15 protein-coding genes are annotated in these 22884 nt (G+C 35.8%); 6 read left to right on the top strand and 9 right to left on the bottom strand.

Annotated elements, in window-relative coordinates; genetic code table 11:
• Nucleotides 1–522 precede the first annotated feature (522 nt).
• Nucleotides 523–1281, top strand: a complete 759-nt coding sequence (locus IW20_RS07225; protein ID WP_035620381.1) for a hypothetical protein — start codon at nt 523–525, stop codon at nt 1279–1281.
• A gap of 410 nt (nt 1282–1691) precedes the next feature.
• On the opposite strand, the gene IW20_RS07220 is transcribed toward IW20_RS07225, so the two are convergent.
• Both IW20_RS07220 and dinB read right to left on the bottom strand, forming a co-directional pair.
• Nucleotides 1692–4745, bottom strand: coding sequence for a DNA polymerase III subunit alpha (locus tag IW20_RS07220; protein ID WP_035620380.1), 3054 nt, complete (start codon nt 4743–4745; stop codon nt 1692–1694).
• A 9-nt stretch (nt 4746–4754) separates the two neighbouring features.
• A complete protein-coding gene (gene dinB, locus IW20_RS07215; RefSeq protein WP_205625903.1) occupies nt 4755–5933 on the bottom strand; it encodes a DNA polymerase IV in 1179 nt (392 codons plus the stop codon).
• 89 nt (nt 5934–6022) lie between these two features.
• On the opposite strand from dinB, the gene IW20_RS07210 reads away from it, so the two are divergent.
• A complete protein-coding gene (locus IW20_RS07210) occupies nt 6023–6781 on the top strand; it encodes an XRE family transcriptional regulator (protein ID WP_035620379.1) in 759 nt (252 codons plus the stop codon).
• Nucleotides 6782–6820: 39 nt separating this feature from the next.
• Here IW20_RS07210 and IW20_RS07205 read toward each other — a convergent pair whose 3' ends face one another.
• The 4 genes from IW20_RS07205 to IW20_RS07190 are packed head-to-tail and all read right to left on the bottom strand — an operon-like array spanning nt 6821 to nt 11500.
• Nucleotides 6821–7789, bottom strand: a complete 969-nt coding sequence (locus IW20_RS07205) for a PDDEXK nuclease domain-containing protein (RefSeq protein WP_394363651.1) — start codon at nt 7787–7789, stop codon at nt 6821–6823.
• Between the two features lie 29 nt (nt 7790–7818).
• Nucleotides 7819–9801, bottom strand: coding sequence for a conjugal transfer protein MobC (gene mobC, locus IW20_RS07200; RefSeq protein ID WP_035620387.1), 1983 nt, complete (start codon nt 9799–9801; stop codon nt 7819–7821).
• A 17-nt stretch (nt 9802–9818) separates the two neighbouring features.
• Nucleotides 9819–11123, bottom strand: a complete 1305-nt coding sequence (locus IW20_RS07195; RefSeq protein WP_035620378.1) for a relaxase/mobilization nuclease domain-containing protein — start codon at nt 11121–11123, stop codon at nt 9819–9821.
• On the bottom strand, nt 11108–11500 hold the full coding sequence (locus IW20_RS07190) for a plasmid mobilization protein (protein WP_035620377.1): 393 nt from the start codon (nt 11498–11500) through the stop codon (nt 11108–11110). Before IW20_RS07190 ends, IW20_RS07195 begins: the two co-directional genes overlap by 16 nt.
• Before the next feature lie 839 nt (nt 11501–12339).
• On the opposite strand from IW20_RS07190, the gene IW20_RS07185 reads away from it, so the two are divergent.
• The 3 genes from IW20_RS07185 (at nt 12340) to IW20_RS07175 (ending at nt 14824) form a co-directional block, all read left to right on the top strand.
• Nucleotides 12340–12630 carry a hypothetical protein gene (locus IW20_RS07185; protein ID WP_316930621.1) on the top strand — a complete coding sequence of 97 codons (291 nt, stop codon included), beginning with the start codon at nt 12340–12342 and terminating at the stop codon, nt 12628–12630.
• 286 nt (nt 12631–12916) lie between these two features.
• Complete coding sequence (locus IW20_RS07180) at nt 12917–14446, top strand: MauE/DoxX family redox-associated membrane protein (RefSeq protein WP_035620376.1); 1530 nt, start codon at nt 12917–12919, stop codon at nt 14444–14446.
• Nucleotides 14447–14539: 93 nt separating this feature from the next.
• Entirely contained in the window at nt 14540–14824 is a 285-nt protein-coding gene (locus tag IW20_RS07175) for a DUF6520 family protein (protein ID WP_035620374.1), read from the top strand.
• A gap of 70 nt (nt 14825–14894) precedes the next feature.
• Here the strand turns inward: IW20_RS07175 and IW20_RS07170 are convergent, their stop codons facing one another.
• From IW20_RS07170 to IW20_RS07160, 3 genes are all read right to left on the bottom strand, one after another.
• Entirely contained in the window at nt 14895–17384 is a 2490-nt protein-coding gene (locus IW20_RS07170; RefSeq protein WP_165571411.1) for a S9 family peptidase, read from the bottom strand.
• Nucleotides 17385–17585: 201 nt separating this feature from the next.
• Entirely contained in the window at nt 17586–18911 is a 1326-nt protein-coding gene (locus tag IW20_RS07165; RefSeq protein WP_240478465.1) for a RagB/SusD family nutrient uptake outer membrane protein, read from the bottom strand.
• A gap of 88 nt (nt 18912–18999) precedes the next feature.
• The gene (locus tag IW20_RS07160; RefSeq protein ID WP_316930620.1) at nt 19000–21930 is read right to left on the bottom strand and encodes a SusC/RagA family TonB-linked outer membrane protein; all 2931 of its coding nucleotides are present in this window, start codon (nt 21928–21930) and stop codon (nt 19000–19002) included.
• Between the two features lie 505 nt (nt 21931–22435).
• Here IW20_RS07160 and IW20_RS07155 point away from each other — a divergent pair.
• Nucleotides 22436–22849, top strand: coding sequence for a helix-turn-helix domain-containing protein (locus IW20_RS07155; protein WP_165571410.1), 414 nt, complete (start codon nt 22436–22438; stop codon nt 22847–22849).
• Nucleotides 22850–22884: the final 35 nt, after the last annotated feature.

Genomic DNA, 22884 nt, shown 5'->3' with positions numbered 1-22884 from the left:
CCCTATAAAAAATTGTTTTCAAAAGAAAAAACGGGAAAAAAGAAAGCAAGAATCAAGTGACCGGTTAACGGATGCGGAGTGCTATAAGTCCCGAAGGGTGGCGCAGCCATTATGCGCATGCAGCATACGACGGGCACTATCTTGGCTGCCCTTTTAGTCCGTTTCGAGTGAAAGCTTTAAGTAAAATTTCTTAATGGACTTTTAATAGAATATCATATATCTTATCATATGTAAAATCAATAAATGATAATGAGTTAAGGAAAGTTTGCGGGCAGTTCCTACAGATTAGAATTAAAAATTGACGCTAGAATAACCTATGGAATGCTTTCCAAAAATTCATATCCTGAGTAAGGAATTTTTATTCCATTTTTAGAAAACTAGTTTGCTGTTATTTTTACGAAAAATTGACCTTTCTAAAAAACTAAATAATATGATAATCAGCAAATTGCAGTAATAGTATGAAAATCATTTTTTTTATACGAAATTTATTATATTTTTGCAAAAATCATAAATACAATCGTAATGAAAAAAGTTTTATTTTTATTTAGTGCTATCAGTTTAGTACTAACTTCTTGTTCTAGTTCTGATGATGACAATGGTGGTGATAATTCTAATGTCGAGAATACAATTTTCCCTAAAACCGAAAAATACACTTCTGCACTTTCTCCACAAGAGAATTCGACTGTTACCTATGCTTATCAAGGGAACAAAATTGAAAGTCTTACCTACAGTGGTGGTGATAAAACAACCTTTTCATATACAGGAAATGTAATTACCAAAGCAGAGTCTTTTGAAGGTGGTGTATTAAAAACAACTACAAATTTCACTTACGAAAACAATAAACTGAAGTCTTATATTGAGGTTCCTGCATCAGCAGATTCTGAAAGCCTAAAGAAAAGCTATACTTACAATGCTGATGGAACAATTTCAACTGTTACAGTTATGATTCATCCTACCACACTAGTAGAAACACAAGAATCATCAAGTGTATTTACTTTAGATGCCAGAGGAAACATCACTAAAGTTGTATTTAATAATTATATCAATGTAGTTGAGTATGATACAAAAAATAATCCTTTTAAAAATATTTTAGGATATACTTTGTTATTGGATGCAGGAATTTTTGATAAAGACGTAAATACACCTAATAATTTCACTAAAATAACAGAAACAAAAAATGGAGAGAACGTAGGAACAACTACTTACGTAAACACATATGATGGCAATAACTTTTTGACAAAACAAGTTAGTGGTGGTGAAACGTTCGAATATACTTACTAGTATAAAAAACTCTTAACCTCACAAAAAAAATAGGCTGTTCGATGAACAGCCTATTTTTTTGCTTTGAAACCAAATTCTGATAAATATAGCAGTTTCCATATTAACACTCTCTATGTCTTAAAAAAGAAAACCAGCCTATAAGTAAGCTGGTCTTCAATAACAATGGTATTTGGAAATTATGACTAATTCTACTTTACTTAAAACAATATCAACAGCTATCCATACGGAACTTGAATTTTTAATTAAACCATTTTGTTCCTCAAAATTTAGTAGTGTGACCTTATTAAATCATTTTATTTTTTTGTACGAAAATACAATAAATTAATACGCAAATTCAAGTTTATACTTATTTCTGTTTGACTTTAACATATCTGCTTCAGATAATACCTTAACTATCAACCGTTTTAAATTTAAACCATCTTTTGCCTAGGTAAATTAATTTCAGATTCTGAAGGATAAGGAGCACGATGTGTCATACTCACATCTTCTCGTATATGCTCGTGTGCTTTGAATTGTCTGTCACTCGTATTTGAATATCGCGGATCGGGTATGAATGGCATCTTTGCCATTTTTGTTACCGTTACCGTTGGAAAATGATACTCTACAGCAACATTTCCTAATAATAGATAACAACCACCACCTTGGAAAGGATATCTTTCAAGGCTATCTGAGAAATGGGCTGTATCGAAATACTCCCCTTCTGTATCAATCCAAGTGCCAAAATACATGGTACCTCTTTTGGTAGGCACATGTTTTCTGGAAATAAGATAAGCGAGCATTTTTACTGTTTTCTTGTGATGACTCACTAAATCCTTTGCCATCACAGCCCCTCTGTATGGAGTTTGTAAAAGATCGAAAGGAGTACATGATACTGGAAAACTAAGTAGTTCGATTTCATCAAAGGCATCTTCATAAGCAGAGCGTTCGAGTACAGGTAGCTTATATTCTTTGACTGGCTCCTGAAGTAGCATGAGGTTTCTATTTTCAGGCTTAAAATTCACTAATATCAATCGGGCTATTACCAGCAATTGATTTTTTGTTTTTCCTGTAAAACGAAAAGCACCAATAAAAATCAAAATCTGAATGCCTTCAATTCCAATTGGAATACGATTGATAAAATCTTCCAATGATTTAAAGTCCCCCCTATCCTCCCGATCAGATATAATAAGATGCGCTAGTTTAGTTTCTAAACCCTCTAAATGCATCAACCCGAGATAAACATCAACTCCGTATAGTGTTGCTTCGTATTCACTTTTATTGACGCATGGGTTATGTATCACTGCTCCAGACATACGAGCCTCATGAATATATACTTCGGTCCTGTAAAAACCTCCTTGATTATTAATAACCGCTACCATGAATTCGACAGGGTAATGTACTTTCAAATAAAGACTTTGGTAACTTTCCACTGCATAGGATGCCGAATGCGCTTTACAGAAAGAGTATCCTGCAAAGGATTCAATCTGTCGGTATATTTCTTCGCTTAATTTTACAGAATGTCCTTTTTGCAGGCAAGAAGCAAAGAAATTATCCTTTACTTTTTGTAAAGCTGCTTTAGAACGCCCCTTACCGCTCATAGCGCGACGCAGAATATCTCCGTCAGCGGCTGGAAGCCCGCCATAGTACAAGGCAATCTTAATTACGTCCTCCTGATACACCATGATACCATAGGTCTCGCCCAATTGTTCTTTGAAAACCTCATGAAAATATTCGAACTTATCGGGATTGTTATGGCGAAAAATATACTCTTTCATCATTCCAGACTGTGCCACACCAGGGCGAATGATGGAGGAAGCCGCTACGAGTATTTTATAATTGTCACAATTCAGACGGCGCAATAGTCCTCGCATAGCTGGACTTTCAATATAAAAGCAACCAATGGTCTTGCCTGTGGCCAAATACGTATTGCACAACACTTCATCTTTGGATAATGCCGTGTCCCTAATATCTACTTTAATACCACGGTTCTTTTGGATGAGTTTCACGCTATCATCAATGTGACCAATACCTCTCTGGCTTAGAATATCAAATTTTTCAAAACCAATATCCTCGGCGATATGCATATCAAAGAGTACAATAGGAAAGCCTTTGGGAGGCATTTCGAGCACCGTATAATTGGTAAGAGGTTCTTCGGAGATTAATATCCCGCAGGAATGCATACTGCGCTGGTTGGGGTATTTTTCGAGCATCATGCCATATTCCTGCACATATCTTACTACTGAATTCCCATCATGCGAAGCCATTGGATTTTTAGCGAGCATATCGAGTTCTTCTTTAGGGAGTCCGAATACTTTTCCGACTTCCCTGAATATCGATCGGTATTTGAACTCTACATTGGTTCCACAAAAAGCCACATGGTCTGCGCCATAGCGATTGAAAATATATTCAAGGATTGTATTGCGTTCTTTCCACGACCAGTCAATATCAAAATCTGGTGGACTTTTACGATTCAGATTCAGGAACCGTTCAAAATATAAATCCAATTCTATGGGACATATATCTGTAATGCCAAGGCAATAACTCACAATACTGTTTGCACCACTCCCCCGCCCTATATGCAGAAAACCACAGCTGTTGCTATAGCGGATAATATCCCATGTGATTAAAAAATAACCACTGAACTCTAATTCTTCAATCACACGCAGCTCCTTTTCCACCCGCGCTTTTGCCTGTAAGTTAGTCGTTCCGTACCTCCACACTAGTCCTTGCTGCGCAAGGGTTGTCAGCAAAGCCATATCGCTGCTTCTACTATTGGTATAGTATTTTTTATTTTTGGGTGTTTTGAAATCAAATTCAAAATTACACTCGTCTATTATTTTTTGAGTGTTTAAAATAATCTGTGGATAGTCCGTGAACTGGATAAGCAAGTCCTCAAGAGGTACCATTACATCGGAAGTACTGCAATAATCACTCTCACTAAGCCTGGACAGGATAACATTGGTATCAATAGCCCGCAATATTTTATGCAGGTTGAATTCTTTTTTAATCCGAAAGGTTACGGGCTGAGAAATGACCATTTTATCAACTCTATTTTTCCAATGAGAACTGAATAGTTTTGGAAGTTCTTCGGGGCGAATACCAATGTATTCATTTTCTTTCAAAGAATCTGGGGCGTTCTCCAAGGAATAGATTATAAAAACCGATTTGAATTCAGGCGCTTCTATTGGTAAAGAAGCATCCTCAAAATTATGCTTGGTCAGAAAACGGTTCATCTCCCCCAGACCTTCACTATTTTTGGCTAGTCCAATATAACGCAGTTTATGATTACATCTGAATTCAATTCCAACAAGTGGTTTAATCGCAACCGCATTACATGCTGTGATAAAATCATAAATCCCAGTTACGGTGTTGATATCCGTAAGTGCCATCGCTTTTACGCTACATGCCACAGCTTGCTGTACCAAATCTACCAGGGGAATAGTCCCATAACGCAGGGAATGGAAAGAATGACAATTGAGGTACATGATGTCTTATTATTTACGTTTTAAAATTGCTGCTTTGTTGTTGGGTTTGAACGAGGCACCTGCACACCGCATGACGGCATCAAATCCGTAGCGGCTTTTCATTTTGTCCATTGCCTGATATAACGCTAACATTTCTTCGGTATCTTCAAAGAGATTGATTTGATACGTTCCCCGAACAAGACCACTAAAACGTATTCCTATTAATCTTAGTCGCATACGACGCTGGTATAATTTATCGAATAACTCGGTAACACTCCTGGTCAGGGTATGATCGGCTGAGGTATAGGCTATACGGCATTGTTTGGTCTCTGTATCAAAATTGGCATACCTAATTTTAATAACTACAGTCGAGGTGAGCCACTGTTCTGAACGTAATTGAAAGGCGAGTTTTTCTACCATCCCAACGAGTATGCGTTTAAGTTTGGCTATGTCAATAGTATCTTGCGAGAAGGTATGTTCCGTTGATATGGATTTTCTTTCTGTATAGGGTTCTACGGGATTGTTATCTATACCATTGGCTTTCTTCCATAGTTCAGTTCCGTTTTTCCCAATCATTTGCTGTAAGACTTCTGATGGCATTTCAGAGAGTGTTTGAATGGTTCGTATCCCAATTCTTGAAAGTAATTGAAAGGTCTTATCTCCTACCATCGGGATTTTCTGAATGGATAAAGGATTTAAAAAGGGTTGTACCATATGCTCTGGAATCTCCAAATTCTGTTTTTGTTTTCCCTCTCCAGTTCCTATTTTCGAAACCGTTTTGTTCACTGATAAAGCAAAAGTCAGCGGTAGTCCTGTTTCTTTGGTAATGGTTTGTGCCAGTTCATTGGTCCACTTGTAACTCCCATAGAATTTGTCCATACCCGTTATATCCAGATAAAATTCATCAATACTGGCTTTCTCCACTATGGGCGCTTTCTCCTGAATTATTTCGGTAATGGTATGTGATAAAGTGGAGTACAATTCCATGTCTCCTTTCATCACTTTTGCCTGTGGGCAAAGTCGAAGTGCCATCTTGATGGGCATAGCCGAGCGCACTCCAAAAGTACGCGCCTCATAAGAACAAGAAGCTACCACTCCCCTGTCCCCTCCTCCAATAATCAATGGTACTCCATTCAATTCTGAATTGGTTAACCTTTCGCAGGATACAAAAAACGTATTCATATCAATATGTACAATTGACCTTCCCATAATCTTCTTCCTTTTATACGGAACAAAATTAGTACAGATTATAACAAAAACACTTATCTTTGTTGCTACAAATTGTAACAAAAATTAACATGTCTTTATTTTCCGACAACATCAGAAACCTTAGGGCAAAAAAGAAAATTTCACAGGAAAAAGTCGCTGAGAGTCTTTTTATTACCCGGGGACGCTACGCCAAATACGAAGATGGAACTTCTGAAGCTCCCTATGAAATACTAAAGAAAATAGCGCACTATTATCAAATCAGTATCGATTTGCTACTCTCGGTAGATGTTCGAAAAATACCGATGGATGATTTGCTTAAATTGGAAAATAACAGATTACTGCTACCAATTACCGTTGATCAAACAGGAGAAAATTATGTTGAGGTTGTCACCCAAACTGCAAAGGCTGGGTATTTGAATGGGTATGCCGATCCCGAATATATCGAAAGTCTGCAACAAATCTCTCTGCCTTTTTTAAAACATGGAAAACACAGGGGGTTTCCTGTGGAAGGCGACTCGATGCCACCACATGAAGATGGTTCGATTATCGTAGGACGTTACATTGACAAATTGGGTGAAGTAATGGATGGCAAGACCTATATCATCATCACCAAAAGTGAGGGTATGGTCTATAAAAGACTCAATAAGAACAAAAAAAATACGCTTGTTTTAGAATCGGATAACCATTTTTATCCTGCCTATGAAGTCAAAGCTTCTGATATTCTGGAAATTTGGGAGTATGAATGTAGTATTGGTAAAAGCGACCAGAAACAAGAAACATCCGATTTTTCAAGTCTAAAAGACATACTTTTGGAAATGAAACGAGAAATTAAAGAGTTGAAAAATTAATTACTACAAAACCTGATTAAATCAAGAATCAAGTTATTTCTATTCCAATAATTCCTTTAGTTTTTGCTTTAACAATTGCTTATTAGGAAGCTGAATTCTATATTCAGCAACCATCGTTGAGGATAAACTTCTATTGAGTGCATACTCGACAACCTTACTGTCTTTATCCGTACATAACAATATTCCAATACTTGGATTTTCATGTGGTTTCTTTACGTCACGATCTAGTGCTTCCAGATAAAAGTTCAATTGTCCTAAATGTTCCGGTCTGAACTTATCGGCTTTGAGTTCAAAAGCGACCAGACATTGTAATCCTCTGTGGTAGAATAATAGATCAATATAAAAATCACTATTACCTACCTGTAATTTGTATTCCTGGTCGATGAAGATAAAATCTTTACCTAGTTCCAGAATGAAATTTTTCATTTGTTTAATAAGTCCCTGCTGTAATTCATTCTCGCTATAAGATTCAGGAAGGTTTAAAAAATCAAAAATATAACTGTCTTTGAACGTATTATTAACCTCAGGATGTATTTCTCGCACCACTGGTGCGAGTTTTGAATTCCCAATCATTGTTCTTTCAAAAAGGCTGGATGAAATCTGGCGTTCGAGTTCTCTTTTACTATAGTTTTCTCTTTTGGAAAAACTTAGATAAAACTCCCGTTCTTCCTCTGTTTTACATCTTGAAAAGATAATCAAATTATTGGACCAGTTAATTTCTCGCACCAGTGGTGCGAGTTTTGGTGTATCCTTATAAATCTCATAAAACTGTCTCATACGCCAAAGATTCGCATCCGAAAATCCTTTTAAACCAGGCTCACTTCTTTGTAAAAAATCAGCCAATTCTTTTACGACTGATTTCCCCCACTCGGCTGTTTCGATACGATTGTGAATGTACTGTCCAATATTCCAATACAGATTAATCATTTCAGTATTAACAGCAGCAATAGCTTTTGATCTGGATTGTTTTATTAATTGGATAATCACCGTAAATTGTTCTTGTATCATTATTTCTTCATTTAAATTGTTGTTTTTTATCACTTCTTAATTATCAAATGCCTTAGCTCATAATCATTTAATAGCCTTTCTTTTTCTGAATGAATAATGTCCTTAATGTCCTTTTTTATTTGCAAATAATTACGCTGTACCATTGCATTATCAACTTTACGGATAATAGGAATATCGACATAGTTATCCTGTTCTCTTTTTAATGCTTCATGGTCATTTAGAATTTCAGAATGAAATGTTTTGAGCTCAATTTTACAATCAGGGTCATCGGCTACCATCCCCACGAACTCACCGGAACTAAGTCCGGAAATTTTGGATGGAGGCACTGCGGATTCCAATTGTTTGGAACGGCTTATAGAAGTATCTCCACTATTGATTGAAAGGCTTTCTCTGTCCTGCATAATTTTTCCAAAACGTTCGGATAATTGTTTAGCTGTATCACCTGTAACTTGTCCGCTGACTACATTTCCAACAATATTCATAATGACGTCAGCCTGTTCTCGTCCATAGTCTTTACGCAGCTGACTAAAGTCCTGAATCCCCAAACAAGTTGCTACTTTATTACTTCTGGCTGTGGCAATCAAACTGTCCATATTGTTAAGGTAGATGGTTGGAAACTCATCAAATATCAGACTGCTTTTCTGTTTGTTTTTTTGGTTCACTTGTTTAACCAATCGGTTTACGTATAGTGATAATACAGCTCCATATATTTGGATTTTCTGCGGATTATTACCCATGCATACAATCTTAGGCTCATCCGGATTATTGATGTCCAATGTGAAATCATTACCTGATAAAACATAATACAATTGCGGGGAGGAAAGCCTTGCCATCGCAATTTTTGCTGATGCGATTTGGCCCTCCAATTGGTCCATGACATTATTAAGATAGGCATTTACAAAGGGATTAATAAGCACTTCAATTTCTTTTTCAGTTCTAAGTAAGGTAAAGAGACTATCATAATCCTCCTGCATGAGTTCAATTACGTGAGGAAGGGTACAGAATTCGCCGTCTTTATATTTTTTTAAATACCATATTATGGCCGAGAGAAAATTAATCGGCGATTCTACAAAAAAATCTCCCTGTCTTTTTATCCATTCCCTATTGAGTCCCAACAGAATAGTACGTGCTGATTCGGAAGCATCCGTAATATCACTCATCGCTGAAGGGTCTAATGGATTACATCGGTTGCTTCTTGTCAGATCATCAAAATTAATAACATAAAACTGCGGTAATACTGAATAGAGGTGTCTGTATTTAAGCCAAGTATTATAAACAATTCTGGTCAGATCATCAAACTTGAAATCATAGACGAACATGGTGAATTTTTTACGGATGTGCTGGGTAATCACATGGCGTATGACAAAATAGGATTTCCCGGAGCCAGGAGTACCCGAAACCAATAACCCTCGAAACGGATTAATGATGTTTATCCAGCTGTCTCTTATCTTATCCTTTAAATGATATCGGGCTGGAAGGTTGATGGAATACTCATTTTCCAAGAGTCTTTCTTCCTGGGGGAAAGTTTCATTTTCGGTATTAAAAATATCTTTGCTGTTAAGCCTATTTTTTACAATACGTGATAATAGTGTACCACCAGTGAGCATCAGAAGAAAACCGCTTGAAGTGATGGTCATATAGGCAATTGCTGCCAGCATTAATTCTATTTTCAGGTATAATGAAAAATAACTTATGAAGTAAATCAGAATCCCCGTAATTATATAAACAAAAGCTGTTTTGTAATTTAGTTTCTCCTCTTTTCGTCCTTTAACTCCAATTAGTGAGATTATTAAAAACCCCAATGCAAAGAGCTTGGACTTATGGAAATTACTGAACAATCCTGTATAGTAAATATTACCCATGATTTTATCACTGAATCCGCTAACCAAATGCCACTTTCCAAATGCACCATAGCAGTAATAATAAAAATGGATTCCTAAAATAACGATACTAATAAGTCTTGTCATATCCAAGATCTTTCTCAGTGCCTGCTCGTTCTCTCCTGTCTGCATAGCCATAATTTCAAATTTTATCGATTATTAGACTGTCCTCTTCTTTTTTTCTTTTTGTTTCTCAGCTCGTAGGGAAGGTAATTAGCTGTCTGTTCGGATTGCATGAGTATCTCTGCTAATTGCGACATTATAGTGCTGGATCCTAGATATTTGTTATCTCTTAAATCAATCCCAAAAAGTGTTACCATAATTTCCGATTTAGGTGCTTCAAATGTGACTGTGTGTAATTTTTCACTCTTTAAACTTGCCCTGTTTTCCTCTACCTGATTACTAGAGGCGCAACGTTCCTGTATCGATTTGGCGCTGTATTGTTTACCGAGTGTACTACCATTAAAAACACATTTTGTTGTATGGTCTACGTAGGTAATTCCATAAAGTAATCCTTCAGAATTTTTTCTAAAAACAGTATTGATACCCTCTTTTTCCAGCAGGTTAACTAATTTCGTAAGTGATATTTCTGTTCTTAAAAAAGCCATATCAATAGCGTTTTTTACCCTTCTTATATCTGAGACATCATTTGTAGTATTGGATGCAAATTTTTCTTCTAAAAACTTTAGGGTCGGCTTGTTGTAAAAGAGACTGGCTTTTATGGGGACTCCAATTGGTTTTCCAGTATCATCCAGTATCCGGTACATTAATCCTTTTGCCTTAAACATTCTTGAATCTTCATTGCCTGGGTCTGCTAAAACATTGTATTGTTTGAGCACTGCATTGAGTTCTGGAAGACTGGTATATTTATAAGATGAAATCACCTGATTGAGTACATTGGTAATTGCCTTTTTTGATTCGGTTCGCCCGTATTGAATCTTTCCTGAGATGATTGGCTTGAGCTGAAAATCGGGACTGTTTTTATTCCCTTGTGCTTTAACAAGTTCAAAGAGTTCTTCGATTTCTTTTCTTGCCGGTTCAGAGCGGTTTTTACCAATATTCTGCATGTCTATTCGTGTACCATCTCTCTGGACATTTATGGAAACCAGATGGATGTGCGCATGCCCGGAATCGTGATGCTGATATACCAAATAAGGCTGTTCACCAAAACCTATCTTTTCCATATATGAATCAGCAATAGCCATTAATTTTTCCTTAGAATGATTTTCTGACGGATCAAAGTTGATTGAAATATGTACACTGTTTCGTTTTACATTTTCATTTAATTCCAACTGTTTCAAAAAACGATTCAGTTTTATAGTAAGTCCCATTTTATCCACATCAATCGGGTAATTTCCAGCACCTATACATTCTGCAACATTTTCTTTTACTTTGTTTTCATTGTAATAGAAAACCTTGTGTATCGAATGTCCTGTTTTTATGATCGCAACCATCTTTCCGAGATTTTCTGGATGTATAGTTTGATTTCATCCATCTTATCAAAAAGCTTTTTTTTATCGAGTTCAGCACTTATAATCCATACTTTAAATTCCGGAATTTGATTTAGGGTATGTAGTTTTTTTACCGCCTGATTATAGTTATTTCCAATGCCATTTAATTGCTTAAACAATTGCATCATTTCATAAGTCAAATCATCCAATGACTGATTCCTATAAGTGGTGTTTATAGATTTGTCAAATAGGTGCCTGCGAATGTAGTCGCTTAACTTACGACAAGTACTAGCTTTCCATTTTTTCTCAATTTTCGCATACTCTTCGGACGTAAACCGTACCCCGACAATGCGTGTTCTGTTTGAATTTTCTCGTTTCATCATCTCTCTTTTTCATTATTATCAAACTCTTTTTATCCTTTCAGTATCACTGCTAACGAGTCCCGAGTGTAGAGCAGCAAGAAGCTGTTGTTTAACAACAGGACATCTTGCCGATTGCAGGAACGTGGCAATCCTCCTGCTGTTTTAAATACTCTTGAGATATCTCTATTTTTCTAAAATTTTCAAAACTATTTTTCCTTTTTATAATCTGCGGTATATTAATCTTGAGATTTAATTTAATTTAATTATAATAACAGTCATTGTAACCTCCTAAAATCTCAAGAACATATTATAGAAGGATATATTATTACCATTTTCTGTAATCAAAGAAAGTGCACATCGCATATAATTTAAAACCATTGCTACGAGATAAGTACAAAACTGAATTTACTTACCAACTTCCCTAAAAAGTGGTGCTCTTTCAAAGCAATAAATCAATTTTAAAAACAACAAAATCCTGACTTTTTAAAGAAGGTTTTTAGTTGTTCATTTATAAGGTAATAGGCGTCACTAAATACTTAAAGAAAATCACATCCTAAAATCTTCTTAATTTAAGATGACCAATCTTTTGACACGTATCTTCTTTTTGAATTTCTCACTCTTGAAAATCGTTTTAAAACCTACTTTAATTAGCATACTTTATATCAAATTCAAAGCAAATTATTGAGCTTTATTTGCCTAAAATCCTATCATACGTTTTAATATTTTGCCTTTATATCAGATACAAAATTAGACAAGTGCTGTGGATTCTACCTATCATAGGTAAATTTTGCCTATCAAAACTCACAAGCAACTTTCTATCTTTATAGAATAAATTATTAATTAAAAACGTGAAGATTATGACACCAAATGATGTGGCCAAGGTTCTTGATACTGTGCTCAGTATCCCTGGTATGAATGATGTAGTGAAGATTGATTTGAAAATTTCACGAAAAAATGTTTTATTATTAAACCATGTTATTGAACGCGGATTATCGACCAAAGGTGATGATAAACTATCGCTTCTTATGACCAGTATTCCAGAAGCAAATCTTGAAGAATTAAAACTCTTTGGAGATGAATGTTTGCAAAAGGCTGGACTTATCGAACTCAGTGAAAAACTAAAAACATTGAGCGAAACTGGAAAGTAATAAAAAGGAGGGAAAGTAGTTGTGTGCCAAATAAACAAATAGAGGTTTATTTGGCACTTTTTTATTAATAAATAGAAGCTCCTAATGCAGTTTTTCAAACTTTAACTAAAAATGAATGTTATTGAGAAATTTTGGCTTGTTTTTAATAACAATCTAACAAACAGACTGTTGTAATTTTGTTTTGCTCCAAATCTAAATAATTGAAAGTGTTATCTAAATGCTCTCTATTATTTGAGTTTATAGAATTTCACACTTTATAAGTGTATCAACCTAAAGATTAGATAATATGAAATTGAATACAAAAAGTAAAAATATAATTCTTGACATAACCTGTCTCCTTTATGTTTTTTTATTGGTTTATGCTGCCATGAACAAAGGACTTGATTTTGAAAACTTCAAGGTAGAACTAGGGCAATCTCCATTACTAAGTGCTTTTGCAGATTGGATTTCCTGGGCAGTACTTATCGGAGAATTTGTAATTGCAATATTACTGCTATTTCCAAGCACCCGCATTAAGGGACTTTACGCTGGATTTTGTTTGATGACTATGTTTACTGCTTATATTTTTATCATGCTCAATTACAGCTCTTTTCTCCCTTGTTCTTGTGGCGGAATTCTAGAGAAAATGAGTTGGCAGGAACACCTGTTATTTAACATCTTCTTTGTTTTAATAGCGGGCTTAGCACTTTGGCTCAATCATCCTCAAAGTAACTCTGGAAAAAAAAGCACAAGGCTTCTCTCCTATCCCATTCAGTTAGTTTTGACTTTCTTATTGAGCTGTGTTGCAGTCATCATTTTATTTCTTACTTCGGAAGAAATCATACACCATCAAAATCCTTTTATTCGTCGTTACCCACATCATCCGATTACACTCACTCATACTTTAGATTTAAAGTACAATTCGTATTATTTTGCAGGAGCTGGTAATGGCAAATTATATCTTGGAAATTATACGGTTCCAATGTATTTATTATCTATTGACAACAAACTACAGCAACAAAAGATACGAGCGACATTTAATCGCGACAGTTTTTCTTTCAAATCCGTTAGAATGTCAGTTCGTCCACCTTTTTTCTATATAATTGATGGCAGCGCTCCTGCCATATTTAGTGGCAGGATTACCAATTGGAAGGCCAAATTACAAGAACCTAGACCTCCTTATTTTGGTACCGCCGTCCCTATAGATAGTAGCACTATTGCCTTTAGAGGAATTAGTAAGACTAATAGCAATAACATTCTTGGTGTATTTACCGCTGGGAGTCAATCAAAAATCAGCATGGCACCAGAATTATTACAAAAGCAAATCGATGGCGTTTTTGATACGGATGGAATGTTACATTATAGTGAAGAAATGAAAAGAATCGTCTATCTCTATAGTTATCGAAATGAGTATATAGTAGCTGATGAAAATGGGACATTAGATTATCGTGGTAATACAATTGATACCGTATCACGTGCGCAAATAAAAGTAGCCTACCTCAAAGAAAAAACGGAACAAACAATGGCAAAACCAACGCTGACTGTTAACGCATGCAGCAGCGTTTTCGGACATTTACTTTTTGTAAATTCTAACGTTCCGGGTCGTTACGAACAAAAAGAAGTTTGGAAACAAGCCTCTGTAATTGATGTTTATGATTTAAACAAGAAAGCTTATTTATTTAGTTTCCATATATATGGAATTGATGGTAAAAAGCTTCGCAACTTTCTTGTTACCCCAACCCATGTATATGTCCTTATTGATACTAAATTGGTAGTTTATCAATTGAATGAGATACTAAAAAACGAAATAAAACGTGTAGCGGGAAAAAGTCTCTGATACATGAAATGATATACTAGCGCTAAGTATCAGGAACTAGATCGAACACCTGTAGAAAAAAGTAGATCACTATTAACCATAAATTTTACTATTATGAAAGCAATAATTTTAAAAAAAATGATGCCAGCTGCAGTTTTTGTACTGGCCATTTCTGGTGCATTTCTGACCACATCAATGCAAAGTGATGCAAAAATCACCGATGATCCAGATCCAATAACAGGCTTTGTCGCTATACCTGAAGATCCTTGTGGTATGGAAGTGGATTGTGTTGATGAAGGCGATGAACTTTGCCGTCTTTTTTATGATAATGGACCTCAAGCGTATGGGTTAAATGAGGGAGAAACCAGCTGTCCTATAACGTTGTTCCGTCCTGATTAATTTTTAGAATATCTTTCTAAAAATGTAATGCAGTTCTTTATAGAACTGCATTACCATTTATACTAAATTATTATTTAAGTCCAACCTTAATCCATAATGCTGGTGGCATATCTTTTAAATAATAATCAAACCACTCATGCAATCGAATAGAAAGATCTTTTTGATTTTTCCTTTCACTAAGTGTATGTTCTTCTTTAGGATACAGTAACATAATATGTTGTTTTTTAAGACGCCATAATGCTAAATAAAATTCAATACTCTGATTCCAATTCACTTGTCTATCATCACCACCTGTCCAAGAAAGCAATGGAGTTGTAATGTTGTTTACATGAACTATCGGTGAATTTCTATCGTAGCCAACTTTGTCTTCAAAAAGTGATTTTCCCATACGCCATTGTTGATTCTCAAAACGCCACATTTCGGGTCTCCCTGTATTTCCAACCGTAAGATAATAACTAGTTAAATCAGTTGCAGCTGCACCTGCAACAGCAGCGGTAAAAAGCTTGGTTTGTGTGATTATAAAATCCGTTTCATATCCTCCAAAAGAATGGCCAATGAGACCTATTTTATTAGGTAAAACATGTCCTTGAACAATTACTTCATTTGTTGCTGAAATAACACAATCTGCTGCTGATAATCCAACATTGCCAATTTCATATGAAATATCAGGTAAGAGCACAAAATAACCTTGTGATGTAAAAGTAGAAATATTAAATCCAACATCTTTGAACTGAGAAGGGTTAATATACCTATGGAGTCTATCAGAGAATTTTTCATAAATATTAACAATCATAGGATATTTCTTTTTATTGGTATATTCCGCTGGATAATATAAAATAGCTTGTAATGATTGCCCTTTAGCATTTTTATATGTAATCAATTCTGCTTTTCCCCAATTAAAATGTTGATGTTGGGGATTACTTTGTACTATTACTTTGGGTGTTTTATCAGCACGGGTTTCCATCATCAATCGTGGAGGAAGATTATAACGTTGTTCGCTATATACAAATACATCATTTTTAGTGGACAACGTGAGTTGATTCAATTGAGAATTTGTAGAATATACAATCTTTTCAATGGATTTAGTCGTCCATCTATAATAGCCCGAATGTTTTTGTTCGTTGGTACTTTCTAACAATAATCCTTTATTGAGATCTATAATTTCATGAATTCTTCCATTATAATTTATTTCTGTTGTGGGTCTATTAGAATATCCTGCCAATCGAAAGCTAGTTTGGGTTTCCCTGCCATGGGTCAGCCTACGAGCAGATGATCCATCTGGTTTAATTGTCCAGAGGTCATATTTATCAAATAGCAAAATTTCATTATCCCTTGGCGTCCAGCCTATAGTTGAATATAGTCCTTCATTTGAGTATTCACCTTCGTTATTTAAAAAAGATTGTCCAATGTTTTTAGTAATATTGGTATGGGTCTTCTTTATAATATCATAGATCCACCAATTTCCTTGTTTAAAATAGGAGATGTATTTTCCTGTTGGAGATACAATAGTACGTCGATTACTACCTGAGTGCTTCTTCAAAAGCAACTCACTTTTGCTAGTAGATAAATCAACTAGATAGTAATCCCGAGGCCCATCATAATCATATTGTGGCTCATATTGCCGTTTATTAGATAGTACCGCATACTTCTGATCTCCCGTTAACATAAACTCTGACAAGGTATCATTAGAAATGAGCAGGAAGTGATTTTCAAGTGGATCCCATAATCCGAGATAAGTCTTTTCTTTTTGATTTTCTTTTTTTTCTTCTCTTGGATAAATCCATTTGGCATTTCCATTCCATAGTTGTACATCAGAATCTTTTAGAGTATCTCTTGATTTTCCTATTCCCTTTAAAGTAAAAAACACTTTTTGCATGTCATCTGAAATTTTAAGTTTATAATTTATTGCTGGTAAGGCAGGAATAAAAAGAGAATCACCCAAAAAGGCTTGTTGAATCTCAGGACTGGAATTGTATACTTTTTTATCAGACAGGCTATAATAAAAAATAGTGTTTTTTGGGCTGGATTCGCTAGGACACTCCATAAAGGCTAGGGTTTTTCCTTTTGTATGCCATACCAAATTAGTAAAATGATTTGAACCAGTATGTAGTAGTGTTTTTCGGTTTTCATGCAAAAGTTCCAAAAGACAAACACTATGCTTATGACCAACTGTTGTTGTGTAGAGAACTATTTGTTTTGTCGGATCCATTACGAATTCATCTACTCCAGCAAGACGCTCCTCACCAGTTCCATCTGGTTCGCGAATAATTAACGTGTTTCCTTTTCCTTTTTCCGTTGTTAAAATCAAGAGTTGCTTTGCAGCCGAAGAATACATATACCGGGTGGCATTAAGTACTGTTTCTTGTTTGCCTGTTTTCAAATTTACCAGATGAATTTTCTTCGTTGTTTGGTAGATAAACCAATCTGAGGTGATAAAAGCTCCTCGATCTGCTAAGGGGAAAGCATATGCTTTTAATGTTTTGGTATTTTTAACAAATAAGGTGTCAAGACCATTTTCATAGGACATGGTATAATTAACCCATTGCCCATTTTCACTCATTTTGTCAAAAATTAATTGCCCCCACTTTGGGTAATCCTCTACTGTTAAGGTCTTTTTTTGCACTACCTGCCCCCAGAGAGAGCAGGCGACTAATTGCAAAATAAAAACTAAAAAAAAGGATGGCTTTCGCCATGGCAATGTTGAGGTTATTTTGGATAATATTTTCATTTTAGTATTTGGTTTTATAACTCGTTTTAAAATTTAATAACCAGGGTTTTGAGGTTTGAGATTTGGATTGAGCGTAAGTTCATTCTCTGGAATAGGCAAAAGACCATCTGTTGTGTTCCAACCGGGTTTTATGGACAAAACAGTATCAAGTTTCCCCATACGTTTGAGATCAAAAAAGCGATGCCCATATTCTGTAAAAAACTCTTTTCTTCTTTCTTCGAGTATTGCTGTTAGTATTTCTTCTTTTGTGTTTGCTACTGTATCTGAGAGTCCTGCACGTTTTCTTATTTTATTCAAATCTTCTTTGGCTCCGATAAGATTCCCTAGTACTGCCCTGGCTTCAGCTCGTATAAGATATTGCTCAGTCAGACGTAACACTATAGAATATTCCTTTGAAGTAGAAGATACTTTGGGTTCTTTGTATTTAGAAGCATAGTACCATGTTAAAGTTCCTTTACTTACCATAGTAGTCCATGTAGTTTTACGTAAATCGGTTGCTGTAAAAGAATTCATAAGTAATTCACTTAGCGATACTAGTGTCGGTGGTCCTGAAGTAAAAATAAAAAGAACACCCTCGTCTGTATTTTTCCCTGCAACGGAAGGCATAAATTGCCAAATAGTCTCTGTGGAATTTTTTAAGAACACCTTACTGAGCGTATTTTCGAAAACATATAATGAATTGTTTTCTAATAATGCTGTAGCCATTTTGTTGGCATCCTCCCACGCACCTCTATAGAGATAAACCCTTGCTAAAAGAGCCTTTGCTACAAAAGAATTTGGACGTATTCTTTCTATATTGGGATAAGAAGGTAACAGTAAGCCTTCTGCCGTTTTTAAATCAGTTATAATATGTTCATAGACCTGATCACTTGGCGTCTTCGTTATGATACTATTAGCTCTGAAATCCGTAGTTTGGATATATGGAATGTCTCCAAAGAGTTGTAACAAATAAAAATGAAGTAATGCGCGTACAAAGAGTGCCTCTCCCTCTAGTTGTACCTTTTCTTGTGTACTGAACGTTGATGACCGAACTCCTTCCAATACTGCATTAGCAGCATAAATTTGATTGTATGAGTTATTCCAAAATAGTGTTACTGTGCTATTGGAAGGCAAAATTACATTGGTGTAAAATCCCGAAGTAGCACTTGTTGGAGTTCCATAAAAAGTAAGTTCATCGGTATAGTTCCCTAATTGGTTTGAAAGTCCAAATTGGGTTCCTGTGAGAAGTCCTTTATCTCTAATTTTAGCGTAGACATCTGCCATTGCTGCATTGGCAGTGGTATAATCCTGAAATACTGTTGTATTGGTAAGCTGTGATTTTGGAAGATCTACCTCTAGAAAGGAGTCGCAGGCTGGCATGGAGAAGACAAAGTTTAAAAAAAATATTTTTTTAACTATACTCCAGTACTTGTTCTTTTTTTTAGATATCGTTTTCATACGTTATAGGTTAAAAAGTTAGTTGAATTCCGGCGGTAATAACTTTTAAAGGAGGAAGATAACCACTGCTCTTAAATTCAGGATCTCCATCTTTATAAGGAGTAAAAGTCAAGAGATTTTGTCCTTGTAAGGTTACCGTGCATTGTACCGTTTTTAAATTTAAAGGAATGTCATAGCTTATTGCAACTGTTTTAAGTCGTACGTACGAAGCGTCTACTATAGAAGCATCACTTGTCGTATAGCGTGATTGAGCGGTCATAGCAGCAGCATTATATCCTGCAGTATAGAGTTGATAAGGTCCCAAATCTCCTGTTTGTTGCCAACTATTGATTATTCTTTCTGGTTGATTATACATCAATCCAGGAATCCCGCTATAACTTCTATTGAGTTGTTTTACAAATTGGAAAAGAAAATCCAGTTTCCAGTGTTTATAACGCAATTGATTTTGCAATCCTCCAAAATAATCGGGATTAAGATTCATTACAGTTTGCCTATCATCGGGAGAGGACAGTACTCCATCATTATTTTGGTCTTGAAACTGATATACCCCTGTTATGGGATCAAGTCCAATGTATTTGTACCCTAATTGAATATTTAGTGGTTCTCCGATACGGTATGTATTTCTATAGGTCGAACTTTTTAAATTAGGAAAACTAACAAGTTCATTGCGAGAAATACTCAAGTTAAGACTAGTGATCCAATTAAAATGCGCGGTAGAAAAATTAACCGTCCGCAGTGTAAACTCTAATCCTGTATTTTCTACCGTTGCATCCAGATTAGCTTGAAGTAGAGTAAAACCTGTAGTTCCTGGAAGAGGAATACCAACAAGTTGATTTGAAGAGCGGTTTTGATACCAAGCACTAGTGACAAAAAATCTGTCTGCTAAAAAACCTAGTTCTAAAGCAACTTCCATTTTTTTATTGACTTCCCATCCAAAGCCAGGATTAAATAAACGAGTGGGCTGTAGTCCTATAATATTCTGATAATTAATTCCTGAGGAGTTGTAAGTGTTCAAAAATTGATAGTCCCCAATTTGATCACTTCCTGTCGTTCCATAACTACCACGAAGCTTCCCGAAGCTAAACCAGGAATTGTTTTTTAAAAAGTTTTCATTGGAAAATAACCAAGCAACACCAACTGCTCCAAAATTTGCATATCGATTCCCTGGACCAAAACGACTCGACCCATCACGTCTTGCAGTTAGGTTTACGATGTAACGGTCGTGCCAATTGTAATTGATTCTACCAAAAAAAGCTTGGTATTTATAAATGGTTTCATCACTTAGAAGCACTTGCTTAGTAGCAGCCGATGCAAGGTCATTGATTAGACTATTGGAACTAAACCCAGTTCCAGACTGGAATAATTTGGAAGTCGTCTGTTGTTGGAAAGTTCCTCCTAAGAGAATTCCAAATTTACCTCCACCAAATTTCTTTTCCCAATTAATCTGTGGTTCAATAATCCATGAATTCCTATTGGTGTTGTTAAGAAATAAACTTGAATTGGCGCTGGTGTATCCCAAAGAGGGATTGTAAACAGTAGAAGGATTGGTACGACTCTCCACATGATTCAAATCGGTATAACCAAAACTACTTTTAACCACCAAATCAGGTATAATTTCATATGACAAAATCGTATTTGCAAGTAAGTCTTTGGTTTTGAATTTAAATTCAGCTGGCAAGTTCCTTAGTGGATTGTCCCATGTTCCGTTCTCCCAATTGAGATTCCCAGCTATATCATAGAGCGATGGGGCATTGGGAACAATAGAACGAGAATCATTGGTAAGATCACTAGCGGGCTGGTTGTTATTTTGTGCAGTATAACCTAATGACAATACCAAAAGAAATTTGCCATCTACTGACTGATGGTTAAGACTGAATTGAGAACCTCCTTTTTTATACAAAAAGTTACCAGGAAATACTGTAGATTGGGTATTATAATTCCCGCTGAAGAGAAATTGGGTATACTGTGAACCACCTGTGATTGTTCCTTGTAAATCAGTAATGACAGCCGTACCTCCAATAAGTTCCTTTTGCCAATCGGTGTGCCTATTTTGATCCCATGTTCCATTGATGTCGTATGCGTTGGAAGGATACGTAGCAATCTTATCATTAACAAATGCCTGACGACGCATGGCAAGATACTGCTTGGTATCCATAAGTTTCATGAATTTGGTTACTGTTCCAGCACCAGATGATGCAGTAAGGGTAAACTTTGTTTTTCCCTCCTTTCCCTTTTTAGTAGTAATGAGCACTACACCATTGGCTCCACGTGAACCATAAATAGCCGTTGCGTCTGCATCTTTGAGTATTTCAATACTTTCTATTGCATCTGGATTGATACTGTTTAATGGACTCGTTACAGTAGGAAAGATTGTGGAAGTTTGGTTGTAACCAATAGGATCTGAGGCATAGGGTACACCATCTATAATATATAGAGGATTATTTCCTTCGGGGCGTATGCTGTTTTGTCCTCGTATCTGGATTTCGAATCCTCCACCAGGAACTCCTGTGGTTTGGGTTACATTTACACCAGCCATACGTCCTTGTAAAGTGGCTAGAACATTCGTTACAGGTTGGGTTTCGATGTCTTTGGCAGTGATTCTGGAAATACTGCCCGTACGCTCGCTTTCCTTTACTGTATAGTAGCCTGCGTTGATTCGGACTTCTTGCAGTGCCATGGTATCGTACTCTAAAGCTATGTTTATGGTTTGCCGTCCTTTTATGGGGACCAGGGCCGTTTTGAAACCAATAAAGGAAACTATTAAAGTATCTGAAACAGCAGCAGCGATATTATACTGCCCGTTGTAATCAGAAATCGTGCCCGAATTAGTTTTGTTCTTTAGGGCAATGGTCACGCCAGGTAGAGGATTAGTACCATCAGTAATGGTACCATGTACCAGATTTTGTTGGGAGTTGGACTGCAGTTGCCGCAGGGAACTCATTGCTAAAACAGGGGTAAAAGACAAGAAACACCCGAAAAAAATCAGGCAATAAAGAGCCTTACTACCCTTGTAAAATGAATAATTATTCATAATATTGGGTTAGTTAAGTAAAACGTTTGTTTTGTTTGCTACGGTCCTCTATACTAGTTTGGTGACGAAGTAGAGGGCCATTTTTTATGTGTTAAGTTAGGTGGAGTTATGGTATCGACTACCACTTTTGTTGAATCATAGGCATGCAAGTTTATTTGTTAGATAATAAATAATTGCGAAACCATGAAAGAATGAAGTGCGCTAAGAATAAAAGTAGAAGATTAACCAATAAATAATAAAGGCGTGGGTAGTTCTCGACTTATTATGCATTAAAGGTACTGGAACGACCCGCGCGCATATAAGTGAGCCCACGCCAATATAATATGGCGTGAGCATTTACACTTATCACCCTGCGCGCTTAAAAATTTCCAGTTTTTTAATGCAAGATTCAAAGCGAATGCTTCAAATATTTTATATGAAGAATCGCAAATTTAATAAAATGAATACTAATTTGTTAGTAATCAAGTCAAATATAATAAAAAATATCGGTACTACAAACCGTACCGATATTTTATTTAAGTTATCGTTAATTGCATTTGTGAAAAAAGCTTTAGAAGAAAATATAAAATTCAGGATTACAATTAGTCTACGCAAGCTTTTGCAAAGCAAAGGTAAAGACGCTGTTCCACAAAGCTATAATGATATAGCTACGGCTGCTGATATTCGTAAAGCTACCGTTTCAGATACTTTCAATGCAAAATCAATCCCAAGTTCTTCAACGCTAATTCTCATTTTAAAAGCTATGGGGTCTTCACTTAGTGATTTTGAGAAAATATTTGATTCTTTAAAAGATTCGGATATTCTGGCATTCAAACGCGGTTTAGTATAATAACTAATTTGAATTTTAGCAGGAAAAATATGTAA

It is taken from the genome of Flavobacterium hydatis (genome assembly GCF_000737695.1).
GTDB lineage: Bacteria > Bacteroidota > Bacteroidia > Flavobacteriales > Flavobacteriaceae > Flavobacterium > Flavobacterium hydatis.
This window is presented reverse-complemented; position numbering and strand designations above follow the sequence as displayed.